The organism is Pantoea sp. SOD02 (genome assembly GCF_024707505.1).
Lineage (GTDB): Bacteria > Pseudomonadota > Gammaproteobacteria > Enterobacterales > Enterobacteriaceae > Pantoea > Pantoea symbiotica.
Window position 1 is genome coordinate 813,483 of sequence record NZ_CP102605.1, and the last position, 23,902, is coordinate 837,384.

General features: G+C 52.9%; 9 protein-coding genes. 2 read left to right on the top strand and 7 right to left on the bottom strand.

All coding sequences use genetic code 11. The annotated features are described in order from the left end of the window. Positions 1–10 precede the first annotated feature (10 nt). The 7 genes from NR302_RS23205 to NR302_RS23235 form a co-directional block, all read right to left on the bottom strand. The gene (locus NR302_RS23205; RefSeq protein ID WP_258145469.1) at positions 11–718 is read right to left on the bottom strand and encodes a response regulator transcription factor; all 708 of its coding nucleotides are present in this window, start codon (positions 716–718) and stop codon (positions 11–13) included. Positions 719–772: 54 nt separating this feature from the next. After that, positions 773–2,656 (bottom strand): TolC family protein, encoded by a 1,884-nt coding sequence (locus NR302_RS23210; RefSeq protein ID WP_258145470.1) that lies wholly within the window; start codon positions 2,654–2,656, stop codon positions 773–775. A 1-nt stretch (position 2,657) separates the two neighbouring features. After that, entirely contained in the window at positions 2,658–3,836 is a 1,179-nt protein-coding gene (locus NR302_RS23215; RefSeq protein WP_258145471.1) for an HlyD family type I secretion periplasmic adaptor subunit, read from the bottom strand. 61 nt (positions 3,837–3,897) lie between these two features. After that, positions 3,898–6,201, bottom strand: a complete 2,304-nt coding sequence (locus NR302_RS23220) for a type I secretion system permease/ATPase (protein WP_258145473.1) — start codon at positions 6,199–6,201, stop codon at positions 3,898–3,900. A 149-nt stretch (positions 6,202–6,350) separates the two neighbouring features. Continuing rightward, on the bottom strand, positions 6,351–7,106 hold the full coding sequence (locus NR302_RS23225; RefSeq protein ID WP_258145474.1) for a hypothetical protein: 756 nt from the start codon (positions 7,104–7,106) through the stop codon (positions 6,351–6,353). Between the two features lie 199 nt (positions 7,107–7,305). Next, the gene (locus NR302_RS23230; RefSeq protein ID WP_258145475.1) at positions 7,306–8,196 is read right to left on the bottom strand and encodes an OmpA family protein; all 891 of its coding nucleotides are present in this window, start codon (positions 8,194–8,196) and stop codon (positions 7,306–7,308) included. A 76-nt stretch (positions 8,197–8,272) separates the two neighbouring features. Then, the gene (locus tag NR302_RS23235) at positions 8,273–16,471 is read right to left on the bottom strand and encodes an Ig-like domain-containing protein (RefSeq protein ID WP_258145476.1); all 8,199 of its coding nucleotides are present in this window, start codon (positions 16,469–16,471) and stop codon (positions 8,273–8,275) included. Between the two features lie 546 nt (positions 16,472–17,017). On the opposite strand from NR302_RS23235, the gene NR302_RS23240 reads away from it, so the two are divergent. Beyond that, positions 17,018–20,107 carry an ATP-binding protein gene (locus tag NR302_RS23240; RefSeq protein WP_258145477.1) on the top strand — a complete coding sequence of 1,030 codons (3,090 nt, stop codon included), beginning with the start codon at positions 17,018–17,020 and terminating at the stop codon, positions 20,105–20,107. A 146-nt stretch (positions 20,108–20,253) separates the two neighbouring features. Continuing rightward, positions 20,254–23,877 (top strand): ATP-binding protein, encoded by a 3,624-nt coding sequence (locus tag NR302_RS23245; protein WP_258145478.1) that lies wholly within the window; start codon positions 20,254–20,256, stop codon positions 23,875–23,877. The last annotated feature ends 25 nt before the right edge of the window (positions 23,878–23,902 follow it).

Consider the following 23,902-nt stretch of genomic DNA (forward strand, 5'->3'; position numbering starts at 1 on the left):
GGAAGCGGGCTTAAGCAAGCCCTTCCACCAGATCCTTGAAGCGGAACAAATCGACATCCGACTTCATGCCCAACTTACGTAATGCATTTTGCTTTTGACCGCTAATGGTTTTGCGACTGCGATTAAATTTCTCCGCAATCTGGGTGATATTCAGACCTGCAAGATAACAACGAATCACTTCCATCTCGCGCGGCGTCAGTTCACGCACTAACACTTCAATATCTTTGCCTTTGCTGCTGCGGAGATGCGGTTCAAGGTAAGGCAGCATATCGGTATCGGGCTCATTAAACTTATCCAGCTCAAGCTGCATATCACCGCTAAGATAACGCTTACCCGAAGCGACTTTACGAATCGCGTTGATCAGCTCTTCCTGCTCTTTGCTCTTGCCGATAAAGCCCATCACACCAGCCTTAATCACCTGATTCACCACCGCAGGGCTTTCAATCGCTGATGAAACAAGAATTTTCAGGCGTGGATAATGCAGGCGCAAATGCTTGACCAGCATTAATCCATCGAAATCATCTTCGGCTAATAAATAATCCAGCACCAACAGATCAATTTCGTTGTTCTGCAATGATGGGGTTATTTCCTGGCGGTTTTTATACATACCGACCAGTTCCAAATCCGGTTCATTTTCTAAACTGTACTGTAAAGCTTTGCGAATAAGCGGATGGTCATCCAGAATCGCCACGTTAATTGGTACTTGTTTCTTCAGCATAATAGTTTCCATTATTTTGAGAGAGACGCCATCAGCATCTCCCTGATGAATAAATTAGCGACCTGGTGTGTTCAACCAGTCGATTAACTGTCCCGAACTGGCATGGCTGCGCATAATGGCTGCATAACCATCAAACCGACTACTCACTTCATTCACCCGATTATTATAGTAGTCAGATTCTGCACTAAGCACATCCAGTAAGGTGCGTTTACCTAAGTGATACCACTGTTCAAAAAACGCCAGGCGAATGCGGTCAGACTCGACTTTCAGGTTCTGGTACAAATCTGCACGTTCAAGCAGCGATCCCGCGTCCTGATTAGCGGCGCGCACACGTTGTTCAAGATCGCGCTGCTGCTCATCCACCAGATGACGATTGGCTTCGGCACGGGCCAGCGCCGCACGTTCTGCCGCACTATTTGAGCCGCCACGGAACAATCCCCAGCTCATTTGCAAACCGGTCTGGAACGCCTGCGACCGGCCATACTCATCTTCACCGGTATTTTTGCTCACCACCCAGTTCAGGCTCGGCATACCAGATGAACGCACTGCAGCCGCTTCAGACAGCGAAGCCTGTGCATCCGCTCGGGCTTTCAGGATGGTGGGATGACGATCAAGGTTCGCCAACTGCGCGTTGAGAATCGGCATGCTGATGTTCCACTGCGCCGCCGCCGGCAGCGCAATCTGTGAATCTCCCAACAGCCGATAGATAACAATTTCGGTATCCCGCGCTTTGGAAACCGCCGCGTCCAGCGACGACTGCGCGCTCAGTAAGCGCCCTTTCGCCTGCGTCAGTTCGCTGCTGCGTCCTTTATCCACCGCTACAATGCCACTCAGCATTGAGGTCAATTCTTTCATGCGCGCAACATAATCCTGGCTCAACGAAATGATTAAGCGCTGCTTGTTGAGTTCAATCATCGCGTTGCTCAATTCCCACGCGGTGTTTTCCTCTTCGGCAGCAATGCCGACAGTTGCCGCACGAGCCTGATCTTCCCGCGTTTTAATGGTGTTGCTGGTCTGACCGAAGTCATACAAGGTGGTCGCCACATTAATACCAACGGCAGGAATATCGCTTTTGCTGCCACCGTTGCGGGTACCGCTACCAAAATAGAGGCTTTTGCTGTTACTGGTGACATCCACCTGCGGCCAGCGCTGGCCTTTGGCCTCATCCACGCTGCTTTCGGCTGCTGCCGCCTGTGAACGCGAACTGCTGATACGCGGGCTGTAGCGTAACGCCTGACGCACTGCGTCAGCGAACAGCACTTTGATTTCAGCTTCTGATGGCGCATTCGCCACCTGACGACGCGGCGCAGCCACCTCACGTGGCACGGCTGGCATCGGCGTTAAAGTAGGCTGCGCCTGAGGCCGCAGTTCACGGAAAAAGGTCGATGAACCGTTATTTCCGGGCGCAACAGCCGGAGCAGCTTTCGCACTATCCGCTGTAACCACCGGTACCGGAGAGGTTTGGCGTGGAGCCGGTTCAACGGGGGCAAACAGCGGTTTTGCTGCCACTGGCGCTGGAGCGGGTAAAACCACACTGGGTGTTGCAGCGGTAATCGGTGCTGCTTTTGCAACGGGTGCCACAGGTTTACTTTGTGCCGTTGGACGGTTAAAAAACCCACCTGATGAAGTTGGGCTGACCGGCACAGATGTCCAGTTGGCTGCAGGTGCCGTACGTTTTGGCTGTGGCTGTTTCACCGCCGCAGGCACCTGGGGCCGAGGCGTCACCGTAACCGGCGCAGGCCGTGCCACAGGCGCAACTGATGGACGTGGTGCGATCGGTTTACTCGCAGAACCCTGTTGCGCCATATTCACGAACATCAACAGCTCATCATCATCGCTGGCTGAGTTCACCGCAAAACTGGTCATTCCGCTCACGGCCGCCACAATCGCCAGCGACAACAACTTGATGCTATAGGGGCTTCTTTTATAAATAGACATCTTAGCGCTCCCGGAAGGCTTCACGGGCTTTCAGCACCGGTTTCAGTAAGTAATCAAGAATGGTTTTTTCACCGGTTTTGATCTCTACGCTGGCGACCATGCCAGGAATGATCGGCAGTTGTTTGCCGCCCGCTTCGAGATGGCTGTTGTCGGTTAACACCATCACGCGATAGTGGATGGCGTCCGGTCGACCCGCTGCGGCTTTTTGATCGTCCTTCAAGGTATCCGGGCTGATGTTCTCCACCACGCCGGTTAACCCGCCGTAAATCGCGTAGTCGTAGGCAGTGATTTTCACCGTTGCTTTTAAACCAGGGCGCAGGAACGCGACGTCGGAAGGTCGGATCTGGGTTTCCACCAGCAGCTGATCTTCCAGCGGAATGATCTCCATGATGTGTTCGCCGGGCTGGATAACCCCGCCAATGGTGCTGACGCGCACGTTCTTAATGGTGCCGCGCACCGGTGCGGTTACGGTGGTGCGATCCACGATATCCGCGCGCCCCACCAGGTTTTCGGTGGTTTGCGACAATTCCAGCTCCAGCTTGATCAGCTCCGAGTTGGCTTCCGCCTGATAGCGGTTTTTGCGTTCGGTGATCTGCGAAAGAATGTCGTTGGCCTGGCGGCGCATACGCAGCATTTCCACTTCCGACAACAAGCCTTTAGCGGCCAGCGGCTCCGACATGCGGATCTCGCGCGAAGCGAGTGAATAGCTGCGCTGCAGTGACGCTACGCTGTCGTTTAAGGCACGCAGACGGGAATCATAAGCGCGGGTTTCCTGCTGCACCACGGCCGGATCCTGCATCACCTGCTCATCGAATTTCAGCGGCAGATCGTAAGCTTCGGCACGCAGACGCGCGATGGTCGCTTTGAGGCCAATCACCTTGGAGAGCGCTTCACGGTAGCTTGACTGCGCGCGCGTCGGGTCGATCTGCAACAGCATCTGGCCGCGTTCCACTACGTCGCCCTCATGCACATTCATGCTGGCGAGGATGCCGCCTTCCAGGCTCTGAATCACCTGCTCACGGCTTTTAGAGATGATCTTGGCTTCGCCGCGCGTGATCTCCTCGACACGGGCAAATTTGGCCCACGTCAGGCCACCAATCAGCACCACCAAAATCATATACAGCACCAGCTTGGAACCGGGCGTGGTCTGCGACAGCAGCGATTCCTGTACATCATCCATGAAGGCGGCGTCCGCCCTGGAGATTTGAGTATTTTTCTTTTTAAACAACATAGTTAGTCACTCAAGCCAAAGTAGATTGTGGGGCATCAGCCGCCGGCGTGTTTGACGCGGGGATGGCTGATGTGGCGGGCGCGTTAGCGACTTCAGCGTTGGCCGCCGGCTGTTTTTTCACCGCCGGTTTCGCCTGCAGTTCCGCCAGCACTTTCTCCTTCGGACCGTCTTTCACCACCTTGCCCTCTTCCACAATGATGATGCGATCCACCAGCGCCAGCAGCGAAGGTCGGTGCGTAACCACAATCAGTGTGTGGCCGACCACCGCTTTGTGCAGATGCGCGATGAATTGCTGTTCGGTCATGTTATCCATGGCGCTGGTCGGCTCATCCATCAGCAGCAGACTTGGCGTGGCTAACAGCGTACGCGCCAGAGAAACCAGCTGACGTTGACCGCCAGACAAGCCATCGCCGCCCTCACCAATCGGCAGGTTGATGCCTGATGGATGACGTGCCGCCACCTGATCCAAACCGGTGAGTTTCAATACGCGCAGCAATTCACGCGGCGTGGCGTCCTGACAACCAATCATCACGTTTTCGCGCAGCGTGCCGCAGAACAGACGCGCATCCTGGCCGACATAGCCAACTGCTTTACGCCAGTCGGCAGGATCGATCTGATTGACATCCAAATCATCGGCGAAAATCTGCCCGCCAGTCGGCTGATAGAGACGCGCAATCAGGCGCAGCAGCGTGGATTTTCCGCTGCCGATGCGGCCGAGGATCGCCACGCGCTCGCCAGCATTAATGTTGAGAGAAACCTTGGTCAGCACCGCCGGATTGGGCTGCATCGGCGGCGCAGGATAGGAGAAGTCGACTTCTTTCAGCGCGACCTGGCCGGTAATTTCGGGATTCGGCAGATAATCACGGGTGATGTCGCGGTCAACCGGCATTTCCATCAGCTTGTTGAGCGAGTCCATCGCCGCTTTGGCCTGCTGGTAACGAATCGCTAAGCCAACCACCTGGCCGAGCGGCGCGGTGGCGCGACCAGACAGCATCACGGTAGCGATCAGCGCACCCATGGTCAGCGTGCCGGCATCGATCAGGTAAACGCCGATGACAATCAGCATCACCGTTTGCAGCTGCTGGAAGAAGGCAACGGAACCGGTGGCCATCGCCGAATAACTTTTAGATTTCATGCCGGTCGCGGACTGCAAGGCACTGAAGTTCTGCCAGCGGCGCTGCATCCATGAGGTGCCGCCGGTGGATTTCAGGGTTTCGATGCCTTCAATCGATTCGATCAGCACGCCTTGTTTAAGTGACGACTCTTTAAGGTTCTCTTTCATCACTTTGGAGAGCGGCCACTGAATGATCACGCTGACGATAATGATCAATGGAATCATCATCATCGGCACCCAACCCAGCGCGCCGCCGATGGCGAAAATCACGCCCACAAACAGCAGGGTAAATGGCAGGTCGGTAATCGCCGACAAGGTGGCGGAAGCGATGAAGTCGCGCACCGATTCAAATTCGCGGATCTGGTTGGCAAAGGAGCCAGAAGAAGCAGGCTTGTTCTCCATGCGAATCGACATCGCCTGGCGGAACAGCATGCTGCCGATCACCAAGTCGGCTTTTTTGCCCGCGACGTCGAGTAAGTGTGCGCGGATGTAGCGCGTCACCGCTTCGAACACCATCGCGATCACCACACCAATCGCCAGTGACCATAAGGTGACAAACGCCTGGTTCGGAATGACGCGGTCATACACGTTCATGGTGAAGAAAATGGAAGCGAGCGCGAGGAAGTTGATCAGCACGGCGGCAATCGCTGCGCTGCGATAATAACGGCGATAGCGCCATAAGGTGGTGAACAGCCAGTGGCCGCTCGGATGTGGCAACGTCTCTTCGGCGCGCGAATCGATTTTCGCCAGCGGCTTCACCAAAATGGCGTAACCGGCATAATATTGCGTCAGTTCGCTGTGCAGCACCTGCACCGGCTTGTCGCTCACTTCTGGCAGGATAATCTGGTAGGCGTACTCTTTTTTGCCTTCGGCATTCTCTGCCACGCCGCGTGATAACAGCACACATCCGCCAGAACCTTCACGCAGCAAGACAATCGGCATCACCTGTTCAGGCAGCTCATGTGCGCCGCGCTCGACTAAACCACCGGTCATGCCGGCATTTTCCAGCGCTTTCAGGGCTAAGGAAGGCGTGAGCAGATTGCCGCGTGGCAAGCCTGCCAGTAAGGCCTCATCCGACTTATCCAGCCCATAATGATGACAAACCCAAGAGACACTTTTCAGCAAGCTGTCGTCCAGACGGGTAAATGCCCTCGCCTCAACGACCTCAGCCTGCTCAATATTGTCAGTGTCCTTTTCCATAGTTATCTCTCTGTCAGAACGTTATCCCGATGCAAAAATGTCTTCAGACAGACGCTTTTGCGTGATGGAGAAAATTCTGACAGAGAGAGGTCAAAAACCTACGCAAGACATTTCCCGAATCTGGGTACTATTGGGACGTTTCTTGTCGCTTATTGCGCATAAACCACAATTCGCTGCTGCGGTGACGCGCACTCGCCAATACAGGTTTGGTGCGCGGCATCCGGCTGTAGCTGCGATGAAATGGCGATCAGTGAGGAAGGTAAGGCATTATTAATCAGCTGATTTCGAATGGCTTTTGCGCGCTGTTTTAGCAAGGTTTCTGGCAGCGCATTGCCCTGCTGATCGTGAAACTGATTCAACACGCTCACCTGGTTAATCCGATTGAGATCCTGCCTTATCGTCAGCGCTAAATCGCGCAGCGCTTCTCGTCCGGCTTCAGACAACGCGCTGCTGCCAGGGGGGAAAAGCACCTCGATATCGATGCTGTACTGGCGTTTCTCCTGTTCGCGATCGCGATCGTAGGCGCAAGCCTGAATACTGCTGGCGCGATTGAGCATGTGCGACTGGCGGAAGATAGTTTGCAGACTGACTTCAGCCTGAATGCGATCAATCGCCTGCGGTTCGGTTACGCCATATTCATTAACCCGCAGGAAATAGGTTTGCCCACCTTGCAGGTTGGCTTCGTATAGGTGCGTGCTTTTGCCTGGATAAATCGCGCCTTGGGTGAAATAGGCACCAAGCCGATGCGGGCCAGGTTTCAGGCAAAATGCGGTGTAACCGCCGGGCAATAGCGAGGTGTGGAATTGCCCATCGACATAAATGTTAGCGCCAGCGGTTTGGGTGAATTCAGCGTGTTCGCGGTAGTAAATGATTTGCGTGAGGTTCTCGACCACCGGCAGGGTCACATTAAATTTCTCAGCAAACAGCGGGCGTGGCGATGTGTGTGTAGCGGCCTCAGCGGCAGCAACAAAAGAAAGCGCGGCAAGTCCGCAGCGCCAAGCAAAATGGAGTGTGGCCATCAGTACTGTGTCTCTTCAGCAGAGGAACGAAGGAAGCCACGCGGCCCTGTTGGACCACGCGGCTTAAAAGTAACAAATGAACTAATTATTCTCCGCTGGCGCTGCCATCGACGCGGATGGTAACGCGACGGTTTGGTGCGTAGCAGGCAATTTTCTCTGCTTTGCTACCGTAGCACTCTGCCACAACCGGTTCGTCCATGCCCGCGCTGGCTGCAGTAATGTCACGCGCTGGAATGCCCGCCTGCACCATCAGCAGACGCACGGTTTCCGCGCGCTGCTGGCCTAAGCGTTGGTTAGCCTGTGGCGATCCAATCTGGTCGGTATGGCCGATCACCTGTACGTTACGGATCGTGCTGTTTTCACGACGAATCTGCGCGACCAAAGTATCGATCGATGCACGACCATCACGGGTGATGTTGTTACGTGAAGACTTACCAAACGGGAACAACACGTCACTTGAAAGGCTGTATTCCTTGTACTGTTTCGGCGCTTCGCCAACGTAATCACAGGCCTCAACGGTTGATGCACGTGACAACATATGGGTTTGCAGACGCATGCTCTGTAATGCCTTCTCCGCATCCGCACGTGTCACCGCCATCGGCATACCGCTTTCATCGCCCATCTTCACGAAGTAGGTGCGGCCCGCTTCGAGATTCCCGCGAAATGACTGCGCACTTTTGCCGGCATAAGCCGGAGCATCTTTGACGTAAGCACTCAGGCTATGGCTGCCCGGTTTAACGCAGAACACGGTAAAACCGTTTGGTAACAGCGCCGACTGGAACTCACCGTCGACATAGACGTGTGCACTGCCTGCATGGGCGTCAGCGTCACGATAAAACACGATTTGCGTCTGGCTGCTGTTTACCGCTGCAACCGGTTGATAACTGCGACCAAAGGTCTCGGCAGCCTGAACGGCTGATAAAGAGAACATGCCACCAAACAGCACTGCAAGGGCGGACGATTTAAATAAAGTCATGACTCCTCCGTGGCCCTCTGCAAGCAGAGGGCCGGAATTAAGTGAATGTTAATGAATTAAGGTTAATGTCGTGGCATTAGATCAAGTTGGTTTGCACACCCTCCTGAACCAGTAATTCCGCGTTGACGGTGCTGTGGGTATAAACCTCATACCGCACGCCAGCCACTTCAACCACGCCGTTGGCCTTCGCCCAGTCGCCTGGATCGGTGCCATTCAGCATATCGTCGAGATTAACCACGTCGCCTTCATTACCCTTCACCATAAATTGTACGGTGTCGTCATTAATAAACAGGTTGGTTTCACCGTGGGCCAAAATATCGCCGAGGCTGATATTCAGCGTATTATTGCCGCTTCCGGTGAGGTCAATGACTTCAACCGATTGCACCTTATCAGCGAGTTGACCCAGATCGATAAGTTGATCTTCACCTTCAATGGTCAGTACATCGATTTGGCCTTCAGTACCTATAATCGCTTCTTGCTCTTCAGAAATATCTGCCAGATGGATTATTTCATCGTTTAAGAGCAGTTTACTTTCTTCCTGCTGCATATTAAAGGTGATTGCTGCCGGTCGCAATGTCCAGGTCACGTCATCAATATATCCACTATATTTATCAAAAACCACCTTTCCGATAAGTTGTCCCGCAGGTGCGGTATAACTAGTTACACTTCTTATCGCTATCTCAGCAATGAAATTATTATCAACATCATATATCTTTACACTATCGCGCGGATTATTAGCTTTAAATGAAAATCTTTCAGTTCCACCTGAAAATATAAGATACCCATTGAATTCGCGATTGCTATCCATATAAAATCTTCCAGCATTCTTATCTATTGCACCCATGCCGCCAAAACTATTTATGAAACTACGCAAGATAGTTAAACCATTAGGAAATCTATTTTCAACTGCATAAACACCATCAATGCGAACACCATTTCCTTTATTAGTGCTTTGATAACCATCAAAACTCTCAACAACCTCTGTTCCGGGCACTGGTAGTTCAGGCAAAGGTATGTCAGTAGGTATTACTCCAACCAAATCTGGCATATCCCCCCATTTCATATTATCAAATTGAATTTTATGGGTCGGTGAATCGTTACGAACCTTTGCAATAATCCTACCAATCAGATTACCTTCAGGTGCGATAAATTTAACGGAATTAGTCTCCAAATAATAAAATGTCAAGCTAGTTAAAAGCGCACCATCAGTACCATAGACGCTGAATGATGAATAACCGTCAGTTGTGTAATCAAAATTTACGTAACGTGTCCCTCCGAAATCAAAAGTTATCTCCTCACCAGCCGAGTGATCAAATTTCAACTTTCCATTGCTAACACTGCCACCTTTTAAACTATGGAGCCTTAGCCCGCTACTTAAATCATGCCATATGCCACGAGTATATGAACCTGCAACATCAAATGTCTCAATTCCAAACGTAAGGTCAGGTAAGTTATCATTCGACTGTAATTCATTAGTTGTAAGATTAAGTAAAATCATATCAGATAATTCCACTTTACCTACCGTATTAATATCCACTTCTAAAACTATCTTTCCAATCGAAGTTCCAATTGGAGCGGTGTAAAAATCAATTATTTTTCCGCTCTTAAGCCTTGCTCGCTCAACAAAATTTCCATTTGCATCGAAAACGGTAATCCAGCTATCACCGATAGTTGGCACGTTCAAACTAATACTTACCGTTTCTATTCCATTTAAATGAAATTCTGTCTTACTCCCGGGACTAAATTGTATAACACCTCTATCTAAGTAATAATATCCATCCCCCCCCGGATTCGGACTGTATTTCATTCTACTTGTAGTAACTGGTACGTCTCCCACGCCTGTTGAAATCCACTGTACGCCAGCTAAACTGTTATACAATGTATCCTTTTTCAATGGTCCCGTATTATAGTTAATAAACGCATCTCGCTTTAACGCGAAAATACTACTATCCGAACCAGTAGGTGGAATAATTGATGCTGCAGATTCTATTTGCAGATCTACTCCACTCACCATTTCAGTACGGTTACCCGCCTTATCAATTATCACCGCTTTGATGTTGTAATCCTCACCCACAGTAAGGCGAGGTGTGACCAACACTTCCCAGTTACCGCCAGCTTGCACCGTGCCGGTGCCCAGCAGATTGCCGTTGGCATCGCGCAGTTCAATGGTCGCCCCGACTTCAGATGGGTCAGCCGTTCCTTTGAACAGCGGATCGCGATCCGTGGTGCTGCCGCTAATTTCCGCACCGCTGTCATTCTCGATGCGGGTGATCACCGGCGCGTTTGGTGCGGTAATATCCACCGTCAAGTTTACTGCCGCGCTGGCCGCACCTTCGTTACCCACGTCGTTGCGCGCTTTGGCGGTCAGCGTGTAGTTGCCTTCTGCCAGCGCCGGAGAAGGGATCAGCGACCAGACGCCGCCGGTCACCGTCGCGGTGCCGATCACTTGCGTGCCGTTGTAAATCACTACGGTTGTGCCGTTGACGCCGGTCCCACGAATAACCGGGGTAGTGTCTTTGGTGTAACCGTTGGTGATCGCCAGCTCGCTGCCGCTTTCATTATCAAACACGCCGCCAATCACCGGCGCAGCAGGCAGAGTGCCGCCCGCGCTGATGTTGAAGTTCAGCGTATCAGTGCGCGCACTTTCGTTGCGTGCCGCATCACGGATGGCAATGCTTACCGCATAGCTGCCGTCCGCCAGGTCGCTGCCCGGCGTCCACGTCCAGGTCCCATCCGCCTGCACGGTGGTAGTGCCTAGCACGGTGGTGCCGTTGTAGATAATCACGTACTCGCCCGCATTCGCGATTAGGCCCGCACCTTTAAACTCCGGACGCGCATCATCGGTCGCCGCTGAGTCGGCAATCCAGCCGGTGTGGTCGCCCACATCATCCCATGCGCCTTCAAACGCCTGGCCAGGGCCGATCGAGCCGTCGTCTGGCAACGTTGGTGCCACGGTATCAATGGTCAGCGCAATGGTATCGACCATTGGCGTTGCATTGCCCGCACGGTCAATCAGTATTGCCGTCAGCTCGTAGCTGCCATCCGTCAGCGCCGGAGTGATTGGCGCACGCCACGTGCCTTCGGCGGTTACGGTGCCGGTACCACGCAGGTTACCGGCCGCATCGCGGATCTCAATGCGTGATCCCACTTCGCGGCTGTCTGCCGTACCGACAATCACCGGACTCGGGTTGTTGGTGGTATGAGAAATTACCGCAAACGGCATGATCACCGAGGCATCAGCCGCAGATTCAATACCGATCACTTCCGGTGCTTCCGGTGGTGTGATATCCACTTCCAGCTCAATCGGTGCGCCGGTCATCGGCGTTTCGTTGCCTGCCGGGTCAACGATCACCGCAATCAGCTCATACTCGCCCTCTTCCAGCGCCGGGGAGATCTCCGCGCGCCAGTTGCCTGATTCGTCAACCTTACCGGTACCCACCACGTTGCCGTCCTGGTCGCGGATTTCAACGTCTGATCCTTCATCTGCAGGATCCGCCGTACCGACCACAACCGGATTCGGATTGTTGGTCACGTCGCCGATGGTGTTGCCTGAAGTATCTTCAATACCGATCACTTCCGGTGCTTCCGGTGGCGTGGTATCCACTTCCAGCTCAATCGGTGCGCCGGTCATCGGCGTTTCGTTGCCCGCCGGGTCGATGACCACCGCAATCAGCTCGTAGTCACCGTCGGTCAGCGCCGGAGAAATCTCTGCGCGCCAGTCACCGTTGCTGTCAACCACGCCAGTACCGACCACGTTGCCGTCCTGGTCGCGGATTTCAATGTCTGAACCGGCTTCTGACGGATCCGCTGTTCCCACCACAACCGGGTTCGGATTGTTGGTCACGTCACCGATGGTGTTGCCTGACGTATCTTCAATACCGATCACTTCCGGTGCGTCCGGCGCGGTAGTGTCCACTTCCAGCTCAATCGGTGCGCCGGTCATTGGCGTTTCGTTGCCAGCCGGATCGATGATCACTGCAATCAGTTCATACTCGCCGTCGGTCAGCGCCGGAGAAATCTCCGCGCGCCAGTCGCCGTTGCCGTCAACCACGCCGGTCCCGACCACGTTGCCGTCCTGGTCGCGGATTTCAATGTCTGAACCGGCTTCTGATGGATCCGCCGTACCCACGACAACCGGATTCGGATTGTTGGTCACGTCACCGATGGTGTTGCCTGATGTATCTTCAATGCCGATCACTTCCGGTGCGTCCGGTGGCGTGGTGTCCACTTCCAGCTCAATCGGTGCGCCGGTCATCGGCGTTTCGTTACCTGCCGGGTCGATGATTACCGCAATCAGCTCGTACTCGCCGTCGGTCAGCGCCGGAGAAATCTCTGCGCGCCAGTCACCGTTGCTGTCAACCACGCCGGTACCGACCACGTTGCCATCCTGGTCGCGGATTTCAATGTCTGCGCCCGCTTCTGACGGATCAGCCGTACCGACCACGATTGGACGTGGGTTGTTGGTCACGTCACCGATGGTGTTGCCTGACGTATCTTCAATGCCGATGACTTCCGGCGCGTCCGGCGCGGTGGTGTCCACTTCCAGGTTAACCGGCGTCGGTAGCACGGTGGTGTTGCCGGCCTTGTCCTTCAGGCTCACTTCGATCTCGTACTCGCCTTCCGCCAACGCCGGGTTGATCACCGCTTCCCAGCGGCCATCCGCGCCGACAGTGCCACTGCCCAGCAGGTTGCCGTCCGCATCACGCAGCTCGATGGTGGAACCCGCTTCACTGGTGTTCGCCGTACCCTTAAATACCGGACGGGTTGCGCTGGTGCTGCCGCCGGTGATTGGGTTGCCGAACAGGTCCTCAATCGACACCAGAACCGGCGCATCCGGCGCGGTTACGTCAATGATGATGTTCCACGCCGGCGTGCTCTGCGGCGAGGTGTTGCCCACCGGGTCGCGGTACGCCACGCTCAGCGCATGGCTGCCCTCGTTCAGCGGCGACGGGGTAAACGTCCACACGCCGCCCACGGCGGTGGTGCTGCCCAGCAGCGTGCTGCCGTCGTAGACCAGCACGATGGTGCCTTCCGGCGCGGTGCCTTCCAGGCGCGGCGTGCGGTCGTTGGTGTAGCCGCCGCGCGCCACTTCCACGCTCGGCGTGGACGGGTCGTTGCCCACGTCGTCGATCACGCGGTCAAAGGTGCCCGCCGGCGCCGTTACGTCCAGCTCAACCACGAAGTCGCCGGTCGGGGCTGGCGTACCCGCCACCGTGGCGGTGATGCGGTACTCTTTTTCACCGTCTGCCAGCGCGATCGGCGCCGACCAGCGGCCGTCCGGGCCCGATGTCACGGTACCGAACAGCTGGCCGTCAATGAAGATGGACACTTCAGAGTTCGGCGTTGCGCGGCCGTGCAGCACCGGCGTGGTGTCGTTAATCACGCCGCCCGAGCCCACTTCCAGCGGGTCTGCGTTAGCGTCGCCCACCAGGCGGGTGATGCTGATGCCCACGCCCGAGGTGTCAACGGTGAAGTTCAGCGGATCGCTCGCCGGGCCGAGGTTGCCCGCCGTGTCGCGCACTTCCGCCGTCAGGCTGTGCGCGCCGTCGGTCAGCTCCGGCACCGGGAAGCTCCAGCGGCCGTCGTTCTGTACGATGGCGGTACCCAGCACGGTGCCCGCGCCGTTTTTGATGATGACCGTCGCGCCGAGGTCCAGCGAGGTGCCGCGGAAGGTTGGCGTGCTGTCGTCGGTGGTGCCGTTGTTGGCGATAACGCCGGTGACGCCCACGTCGTCCCACAGCTCCACGCCGCCCGGCGTGCCCGGTGCGCCCGGTGCCACCGGCGGCACGGTGTCAATCACAATCTGCCAGTTGCCGGTGGTGCCGCTCTCGTTCAGGGCCGCGTCGCGCGCCGAGGCGTTCAGGTTATAAGTACCGTCCGCCAGCGCCGTTGCCGGGCTCCAGCTCCACTCGCTGTTGTTAACAATCGCGGTGCCGATGATGTTGCCCGGACCCGCGCCGTTGCGGATGATGATGGTGGTGCCGTCCACGCCGGTGCCTTTCATCAGCGGCGTGTTGTCGTTGGTCTCATAGCCAGACTGAATAAGCTCCGGCACCGCGCCGTCGTCGTTATACACGCCGTCCACGCCCGGTACGCCAGGGCGGCCGCCCGCGCTGATGGTGAACTCCAGCGAGTCGGTGCGCGCCGATTCGTTGCCCGCTGCGTCGCGTACGGCAATCGAGATGTCGTAGTTGCCGTTCAGCAGCGGCATGGATGGCGTCCAGCTCCAGGTGCCGTTCGCCTGCACCAGCGCGCTGCCGATCACGCGGTCACCGTTATAAATCACCACGATGTCGCCGTCGTTCAGCGTCGAGCCCTTGAACTCTGGCTGCGCGTCGTCGGTGGTGCTGTCTGCACCGATCCAGCCGGTGTAGTCGCCCTGGTCATCCCACGCGCCTTCGAACGGGCTGTCCGGCCCGATGCCCGGACGCGGATCTGCCGGTGCCACGGTGTCGATTTCAAACACGAACTCGTCGCTCAGCGGGCTTTCGTTGCCGGCGTCGTCGCGCACGATGATCGCCACGCGGTGTTCGCCTTCGCCCATGTCGGTGGCTGGCTCAAACGACCAGCGCCCGTCGCTGCCGACGATGGCGGTGCCCAGCACCTGCGGCGGCGTCGCCGCCTGGTCGATGATGTAAACGGTGTCGCCTTGCTCAAGGCCCGCGCCGCGGAACTCCGGACGCGCGTCGTTGGTCGGGGTGGTCGGGTCGATCCAGCCGGTCTGCGGCTCGACGTTATCCCACGCGCCTTCCAGCACGTCGCCCGGCAGGCCGATGCTGCCGCCGCCCGGCAGTTCCGGCGCGGTCAGATCCACTTCCAGGTTAACCGGCGTGGTCATTTCGGTTTTGTTGCCGGCCTTATCAGTGATCACCGCAATGATCTCATAGTTGCCTTCGGTCAGTGCCGGGCTGACAACCACTTCCCATGAGCCATCGTCACGCACGGTGGTGGTGCCCAGCACGTTGCCGTCCTGGTCGCGCAGCTCAATTTTCGCGCCCGCTTCAGACGGGGATGCAGTGCCTTTTACCACCGGCTCAAGTTCCTGCGTACCGCCAGTGATTGGATTGCCGCTGCCGTCTTCAATCACGGTGATCACCGGTTCGTCCGGTGCCACGGTATCAATGTTGATGATCAGCTGGGATGAAGGCAGACCGGTGTTGCCCGCTTTGTCGCGGTTGACTACGTGGAAGCTGTAGCGGTCGTCTGCCAGCGCGGACGGGAACGGGAAGCGCCAGGTGCCCTGGCCGTTGACTTCGGCTTCACCAACCTTCACACCGTTGAGATACACGTCAACGAAGGTATTACGCTCTGCGGTACCGATCAGCGTTGGGCGGTTTTTGTTGGTATAGATTTCATTGTTATAAACGGAGACGTCGGCGATTTCGAAGGACGGCGGGTTGATGATCGATACGCCCTCTTCATCATGCAGGTCTTCAATCTCGGCCTTGCCAGGGGCTACGGTATCCACAACCAGTTCAAAGCCCGGCAGCGGCAGGCTTGGCTTGCCGGTGATTGGGTCGCGCTCAACCAGCACGATGTCGTGATCGCCGTCGCCCAGCGCCGGTTTCGGCGTCCAGCTCCAGTTACCGTCTTCACCAATCATCACTTCATCAATGATTTTGCCATTGTCGATAACTTCAATTTTGTTGCCCGGCTTGCCGGTACCGGTAAACACCGGTGATTTTTCTGAACTGTGGTCGCCCGGGTTAATCACGTTGCCGCGCTGGTCGGTCACGCTGCCAATCACTACCGAGGTCGGGATGTTCGGGCCGCCGTTGCTGCCGTCGTCGTAATCGTTGCCGCCGCCCGCGTTGCCGCTGCCGCTGCTCTTGTCGTTATCGTTGTTCGCGTTATGCTTGCCCAACGCGTAACCCAGACCGGTCGCGGCTGCGAGTGCAGCCAGTGCACCGAGTGCAATCATCGCCGGAGATAAGGCGAAAGCCGCAAATGACAGGTTATCCAGGCTGGCGCCATTGGCATAAGGTGCGGCGTTCAGCGCAACAGGTGAGATCTCACCATCCATCAGGAAAGCAGCGTCGTCTTTTTCTTCACCGCTGGTCGCAATATATTCGTGCCACTGACCGTCTTCGGCCTTACCGACCAGTTCACCCGGCGTATCGTAGAAACCTTCGATAATCAGTTCAGGATGTTCAATATCTGAACCTTCGAGGATAACGTGCAGATTTTTACCCACGCGCTTAAGCGTAATATTCTCCGGCGCGACGCCGTTTTCACCTTCGGAGAGAATATATTTCCCATTGGGAATAGCTTTCATTTTTACCGCTTTTCCCGCGGTTAATACGTCTGCTTTGACTATCGTATTATCTTGTACGACGGCTGCGTTGACAGGAATTACACTCATTGAAACTTTCCTTTCTTAATGTGAGTTTGGTTCTTTGCGACAGCTGTGTTGGTGGCGCAAAAATTGCCTGGAACACACATCCCCAATTAGGGGACTCCCCAGATGTGGAAATCATCGCTCCAACTAGGAAAAATCCTCTCAAAGACTTTTCTTGGAAATTGGGGCCGAGGGGGAGATTAGAAAAGAAAGATCAGCTCAATACTTTGTGGCGAAAAACGGTAAACTTCTTAAACTATCAATGGTTAGTGTAATTTGACCCGTTAGCCTGACTTATCAGCTCCGGCAATTTTTAATGAGGATTGTTTTTTGCTATTACATCGATTGGTCAGGCTAACATTGTTCGTAATGACGATTTGTCTTACATCTTTTACCAGCATGGCGGGACAACCGATAACACTGGCTGAACGCGTGCCAGCAGAGTTATCACCGATATCTTTACCCGCAGCAGGTGCTGCGTGGGTGAGTCAGCACCCGATAATACGCGTTGGCGTTTGGTTGCCAGTGCAACCGCCGTTCATGATGGATTATGCCCCGCAGGAAAATTATGAGGGTTTGTCCGCAGATTATTTAGCCCTGCTTGGGAAAATGCTTGGAGTGACGCCAAACGTATTCGTCTATCCAACCAGAAGAAGTGCCGTTGATGCGCTGGAGAAAGGCGAGGTAGATTTGCTATCCGGCGCAGCTCTGCAAAATGAAAACGACCGCGATATCATTTATTCAACGCCGTTTATTCAAGACAGCGCCATATTTATCCATCAAGCCAAATTCAAATTAGCCGCGCCTAATACACTGCAGGGGCAGCAGTTACTCTATGTGGGTGATGATGAACTGGCTAAGGCACTGCACAAAACCTGGCCGGCTGCGATGTTATCCAGGCAAGATAACTATTATCAGGCGATGGCGATTATCCGTAACGATCCAAATGCCGTACTTTGGGGCAGCCGCAAAACCCTGCAAAATATTAATAGTCAAATTTATCGTTCAGAATTAACTTCCACGCCCGCTTCTATCGGCATGTCAGTTTCGCAGGTTTTTGCCACACGCAAGGCTAATCAAGCCTTGATAGAAGCGATTAACTTTGCCATATCAAAAATACCAACTTCGTCTCTAATTAGAGTGGAACAGGCGTGGCGTCAGATTACTGATGACGATCGTTATAGTGGGATATTAAACCTGAGTGAAGATGAGCATGAGTGGCTGAGAAATAATCCTGTCATTCCGGTTTATATCGACAATAACAATACTCCACTCTCCATGTTGGATGAGGAAGGTAATGCACAAGGCATTGTTGTCAATGTGCTCAATGCTATCGCCAGCCAAAGTGGGGTTAATTTTCGTTATCAGCGCATCGATAATCTGGTTGATATGCGAAAGAAACTGCTTGAAGGATCAGATGGGCTGATTGCCAGCGCCGACGCATCAGCGCGTCAGTCTGCGGAAATAAGCTACTCTACGCCCTACTTTGTCACGCGCTGGGTGTTGGTAACGCGGGATAATGCCCCGGCCATTACTTCACTTGCGGATATGGCCGGCAAAAGCATCGCGGTTTTCCCAGGCGTCTATTACCTGCCAGAATTGAAGAAAAAATATCCGCAGGTCAATTTCATCGAGACCACCATGTCATTCAAGGGGTTCTTTGAAATGTTCATTGGCAAAATAGATGGCGCTATTGTTCCGGTTTTAGTTTCAGATCTACACAGAAATACGCTCGTTGAACGATTTTTCAAAGTCGCGCTGGTGCTGGATCTTCACCCTTTGAGAATGGCGATAGCGGTCAAATCTTCTGATAAAGAGCTGTTATCTATCGTCAATAAATCCATCGCACAAATGCCGCCGCGCACCATGATCCAGGAATATATTGCGTGGCAAAATAATAATCCGCTTCCTTCACTCAACCTGTGGGATCGTTATAAATATTATCTCTTCTCTGTGCTGGTGCTAATCGCCGTGCTTGTCACCTTCTTCTTGCTGCGTAATTACATGCTGAAGAGACACGTAAATGCATTGGAAATGCTTCAGGCAGAACTTGAAGCCGCGAAGAAAGTCGCCGAACAGGCGAGCATTTCTAAAACCACTTTCCTGGCGCAGATGAGCCATGAGATCCGCACGCCAATGAATGCGCTGATTGGATTACTGGAGCTGGAGAATTTCGGTCAATCGTCAGCCGAACAACGTAAAAATAATATTGCGGTTGCCTACGAATCCTCCAAATCTTTGCTGATGTTGGTCGGCGACATTCTGGACATGGCGAAAATTGAATCAGGTTCTTATACCGTTCGCCATGTGCCGGTTTCACTGAATGAAACCCTGAATAGCATCACCACGCTGTTCCGTTACAGTGCTGAGGAAAAGCATCTACAGCTTTCGTCCACTATCGAAGTCTCAAATTCCGACATCCTGTTTGACCCGATCATGCTTAAACAAATTCTGTCTAATTTGTTAAGTAACGCGATTAAATTCACCGATCAGGGTGAAATTGAAGTTGGACTGTATCAGTCGGGAGAGGTTGTTGAAAATCGTGCAAAATACGTTATTGAGGTGTCGGATTCGGGCAGCGGACTGGATGAAGAACAGCAGCGCGCCATTTTCGAGCCCTTTGTACAGGTTGAAGATTCACGCGCCCGACATCAGGGAACCGGACTTGGCCTTAGCATTTGCCGCCATCTGGCCAGCTTATTGGGTGGAACGTTGAGTGTTGATAGCGAGCCGGGCGAAGGCTCAACCTTCATTTTCCGTTTCAGCGCCGAAGTCTGTGCGCATAATCCCGCATCCACCCTTACCAGCAAAGAAATGTCACGCTCGCCTGAGCGGATAAAAAATATTTTGATTGTTGACGATCACGCGCCAAACCGACTCCTTCTCAGCCAACAGCTGGAGTTTGCGGGTCATCGTAGTGTAGCGGTGGAATCAGGTTCGCAAGCGTTGCTCGCCTGGTCGCAGACCTCAACTCCATTTGATGTTGTGATTACCGATTGCAATATGCCGGAAATGAGCGGATTCGAACTGGCACGCAGGCTGCGCCAGATGGAGCAGATAGCAGGCAGCGCACCCGTTCCAATTTTCGGCCTTACCGCTATGGCGGAACAAGATGTTGCTAGCCGTGCCCGCAGTGCCGGAATGACAGATTGTCTGTTTAAACCGCTCGAAATGGCAACGTTGCTGGCCCGTATAGATGGCAGTAGTGAAACCTCTGCGCCAGCAGCAACTAACAGTTCGATCATTAAGACATTAGATAAGCTCGCGAAATCGAATCCGCGTGCCTTTGAGGATCTAGCGTTAACCTTTATCGAACAGAATCAGAAGGATATGGCTGAGCTAGCCACTTATATTGAAACGGTAGATTATTCACGCATTGCCATTACAGCCCACAATATATTGGGTGGCGCACGCCTTATTGCGGCGACTGAGCTGGAGAATAGCAGTAGAGAACTGGAGCTCGCGGCTAAAAACAACGATTTAGTTCAGATAATTCATTATCACCAACAATGTCAGACGTTGATTCTTAACATTGAGCAGCAACTGCAGGAGGCGATGAGGAAAAAGCCGTAATAGGCGCTTTTTTAACTATTCTGGAACAAGACACTTCTCGAATATAGGCCTTTTCGGGGGCAGAAGGTAATTTGCGCTTGCCGTGAAGGATAAACGGCTTAAGAATCCTCTGACAAGCGCAGTTAACATTACCAGGAATCTTTATCGTGAGAGTCGATATTCATGCTTTGGCATGGGCTTTTTTTCTTTATTTTTTTGCCATAGAAAATGTATCGGCTAAACCCACCGCAACTGAAGTTGATTTAATTGCGCGCACCCAGGTTCCTGTCCCTCAGATCTCGTTGAGCAGCGAGTCTGAAAGATGGCTCAACGAAAATAAATCAATAAAAATAGCCATTTGGGGTAAACCACACCCACCAATTTATATGGGCTATGATCATGCTGCTTATGAAGGCATTGGGGCTGATTACGCGCAAATTATAGGAAACACGCTGCGTAAAAAGGTCCAGATCTTTCGTTTTAACTCGGCTAAAGAAGCCAGAGTTAAATTAGAGCGTGGTGAGGTTGATGCGCTGGCGTTTTATACCCCCTCTGATATGCATGCTGAGAATTATCTGGTTTCGAAACCTTATTTACTCGACCATCAGGTCATCGTGCATAAAAATAATTTCGACACCAATTTATTATCATCACTAAAGAACAGTGATTTGGCTTTTATTAATGAAGATGAATTAAACCAGTCATTAAAAATAAATTATCCGGAAGCGCGTTTAAAACCTTATGTTTACTACAGTGAGGCGATGGCCTCGCTTGCCTATGAAGCAACCGATGCATTCTGGTTAAATGCTTCAACCGCACGTTTCCTGATGAAACAAGGCGTCGAGACGCAGTCAAAGGTGGTGTTACAAACACTACCCGCCAGCGCGAATGTCTCTTTCGCCGTGATGCCTAATAATCGCGCACTATTCAACGCCATTGAAAACACACTCGCCACCTTACCCGTTACCGACCATATTCGTATCGTAAATAACTGGGGTTTAGATTCGTCATTTGTGGTTAAAAAGAATCCCTTGATGTTGGCTCCCGAAGAGCTAGCGTGGATCCGCCAACATCCTCTGATACCGGTCTCTCTGCCACGCACCTTGCATCCAATCAGCTTTGCTGACGAAGGTGGATTTATTAATGGTTATGCTCGCTCATTACTGGATCTGATCGCTGAACGAACCGGATTGAAATTTGAGCATGAGCTTCCCCCAGCTAACGTGCAATATTTATTACCGCCTGGCGCACATCAGCAGGGAATCGTTGCCGCATTAATAAAAAAATCGCAACCGGAATTCGGCATTAGCTATAGCCGTAGTTTTGCAATCTCTCCCTGGGTAATTGTGGTTGATAAACGGGGTACAGAATTAACGTCGCTGACGCAGATGGCAGGCAAAAAGGTCATGCTGACGCACGACAGCGGTTTGTATAGCCTGTTGCAACATCAATATCCACGGGTCAATTTTGAGCTAGCGGGCACGCTAACGGAGGCGATGTCTTTGGTGGCACGTGGTATTGCCGATGCCGCAATCAGCACTCAAATATCGGCAGACTATCTCATTAATAAGCAGTTTCATCAGGAACTGGTCATTACTAACGCGTTGAATATTGCTCCGGCGAATTTCGCTATGGCCGTCAGCAGCGATAATCCGGTGCTGCTAAGTATTTTGAACAAGGCCATGACCCAGCTGTCCCCTAAGATATTGCAACAGGATTTATCCCCGTGGCAGAACTATCAGGCTCCGCCAAAAGTGACCGTTTGGGATAGTTACAGCCTTTTTCTCATGAAGGTTGCCGGATTTATTATTTTTCTGCTGGTCTTCTTCTTTATCCGTAATCGTTATTTGGGTCGAACATTGACTCAACGCAAACGTTACGAGCAGCAGCTGGAAGACCAATTACGCTTTACGCGTACGCTGATTGATGACTCGCCTGTCGCACTTTATGTCCGCGACCTCAATGGTTATATGCTGCAGTGCAATAATACCTACTTGCAGTTTATGCATACCACTGTGGATATTGTTAAGGGAAAAACGTTGCAAGCTGCGGGCGTTATTTCAGCTGAATCCGCAAGTAAGCTTCAGCAACTTTACGACCATACTCTGCTGCATAAAAAACCCATATTTACCCAGCAGGAAATTATCAGCACCGACGGTAAACTGGCTCAGGTCTATCATTGGTCACTTCCCTACCGTGATCATCGTGGCGAGATCAACGGCATTATTGGCGGATTCATCGATATCACTGAGCGTGAACAGTTGCTCTCTGAACTCAAAAAAGCCAAGCGGGTTGCTGAAAAAGCCAATGCCTCAAAAACGATTTTCCTTGCTCAGATGAGTCATGAGATCCGCACGCCGCTGAATGCGTTAATTGGCTTGCTGGAACTGGAGCATCGAAAATTATCACCACCTGAGAAGCGTGAACGAAATATTGCTGTTGCCTGGCAGGCCTCTCAATCACTTTTGTCTTTGGTGGGCAATATTCTCGACATGGCAAAAATTGAGTCCGGCGTACATAACATCAAAAATACTCCTGTTTCACTCCAGGACTCGGTTCAGTCTCAGGTGACGCTGTTTAGCCATATGGCGCAGAAAAAAGACTTAGCGTTAAATTGTCATTGTGAAATTAATGATGGTGATGTGCTGCTTGATCAAACCATGTTCAATCAGATCGTTGCCAATCTGCTGAGCAATGCGATTAAGTTCACCTTGCGTGGCAAAGTCGAGCTGTTCCTCAAGCAGGTGGAATCTACCCGTCATGGGTTGAATCACTATATTTTACGGATTGCTGATACCGGTCCAGGATTAAGTGAATATCAACAGCAGGCAATTTTTGAGCCGTTCGTGCAGGTTGAAGATGGCATTAAAGGGTCTCAGGGAACCGGGCTGGGTCTGAGTATTTGCCGTCAGCTTGCGAATAAGTTGAATGGGGAGCTTGCAGTTGAGAGTGAGCCCGGAAAAGGCACCCGATTTATTTTTACCTTTTATGCAGAAGCACACAGCGCAGTATCACCAGCTGTTTCCACTCAGACGGCAAATAACCCGATTAAACCGCTGAGGGTACTGGTTGTGGATGATAATGCGCCTAATCGACTGTTATTGTGCCAGCAACTTGAATACGTTGGCCACCACGCGGTGGCGGTTGAAGATGGTCGCCAGGCGCTAATTTCGTGGTCAATCGCTGAACAGCCTTTTGATGTGGTTATCAGTGACTGCAACATGCCTGGAATGAGTGGTTTTGAACTCATCAAACAACTGCGTGAAAAAGAACTTGAGGCGAATTTGCCCCCGCGCCCTATGTTTGGTCTGACGGCGATGGCCGAACATGAGGTAGCTGTGCGCGGTAAAGCCGCAGGCATGACGGCCTGCTTGTTTAAGCCGCTGTCACTGGATGCGTTGATGGCTTATCTAACGGAACGTAAGACGTTTCAGGCCACGATCCCGGAGAAGCCTTCTGAAGAGCGATGGAAAAAAACGCTGTTTTTTAACCGGATGCCTCATCTCAATTCCTATGCCATTCAGGACATGACTGAGACGTTGCTGGCAAGTAATGACGAAGAGATAAAACTGCTTGAGCGAGCGGTCGCAGGCAAGCATGCAAAGCTTATTCAGGACCATGCGCATCGTCTGCTGGGTACTGCGCGCATGATAAAAGCGCAAAAGTTACAGAAATTATGCATGGATATAGAACACGCTGCCGCAGAGAATCAATGGGGTGTTATTCAATCCCTATTAGCGTCCTGTAATGATGAAGTCAATTACATCGCATCCGCGCTTCAGGAAGAATAAAAATAGCCCTTTTACGTTTAAATTA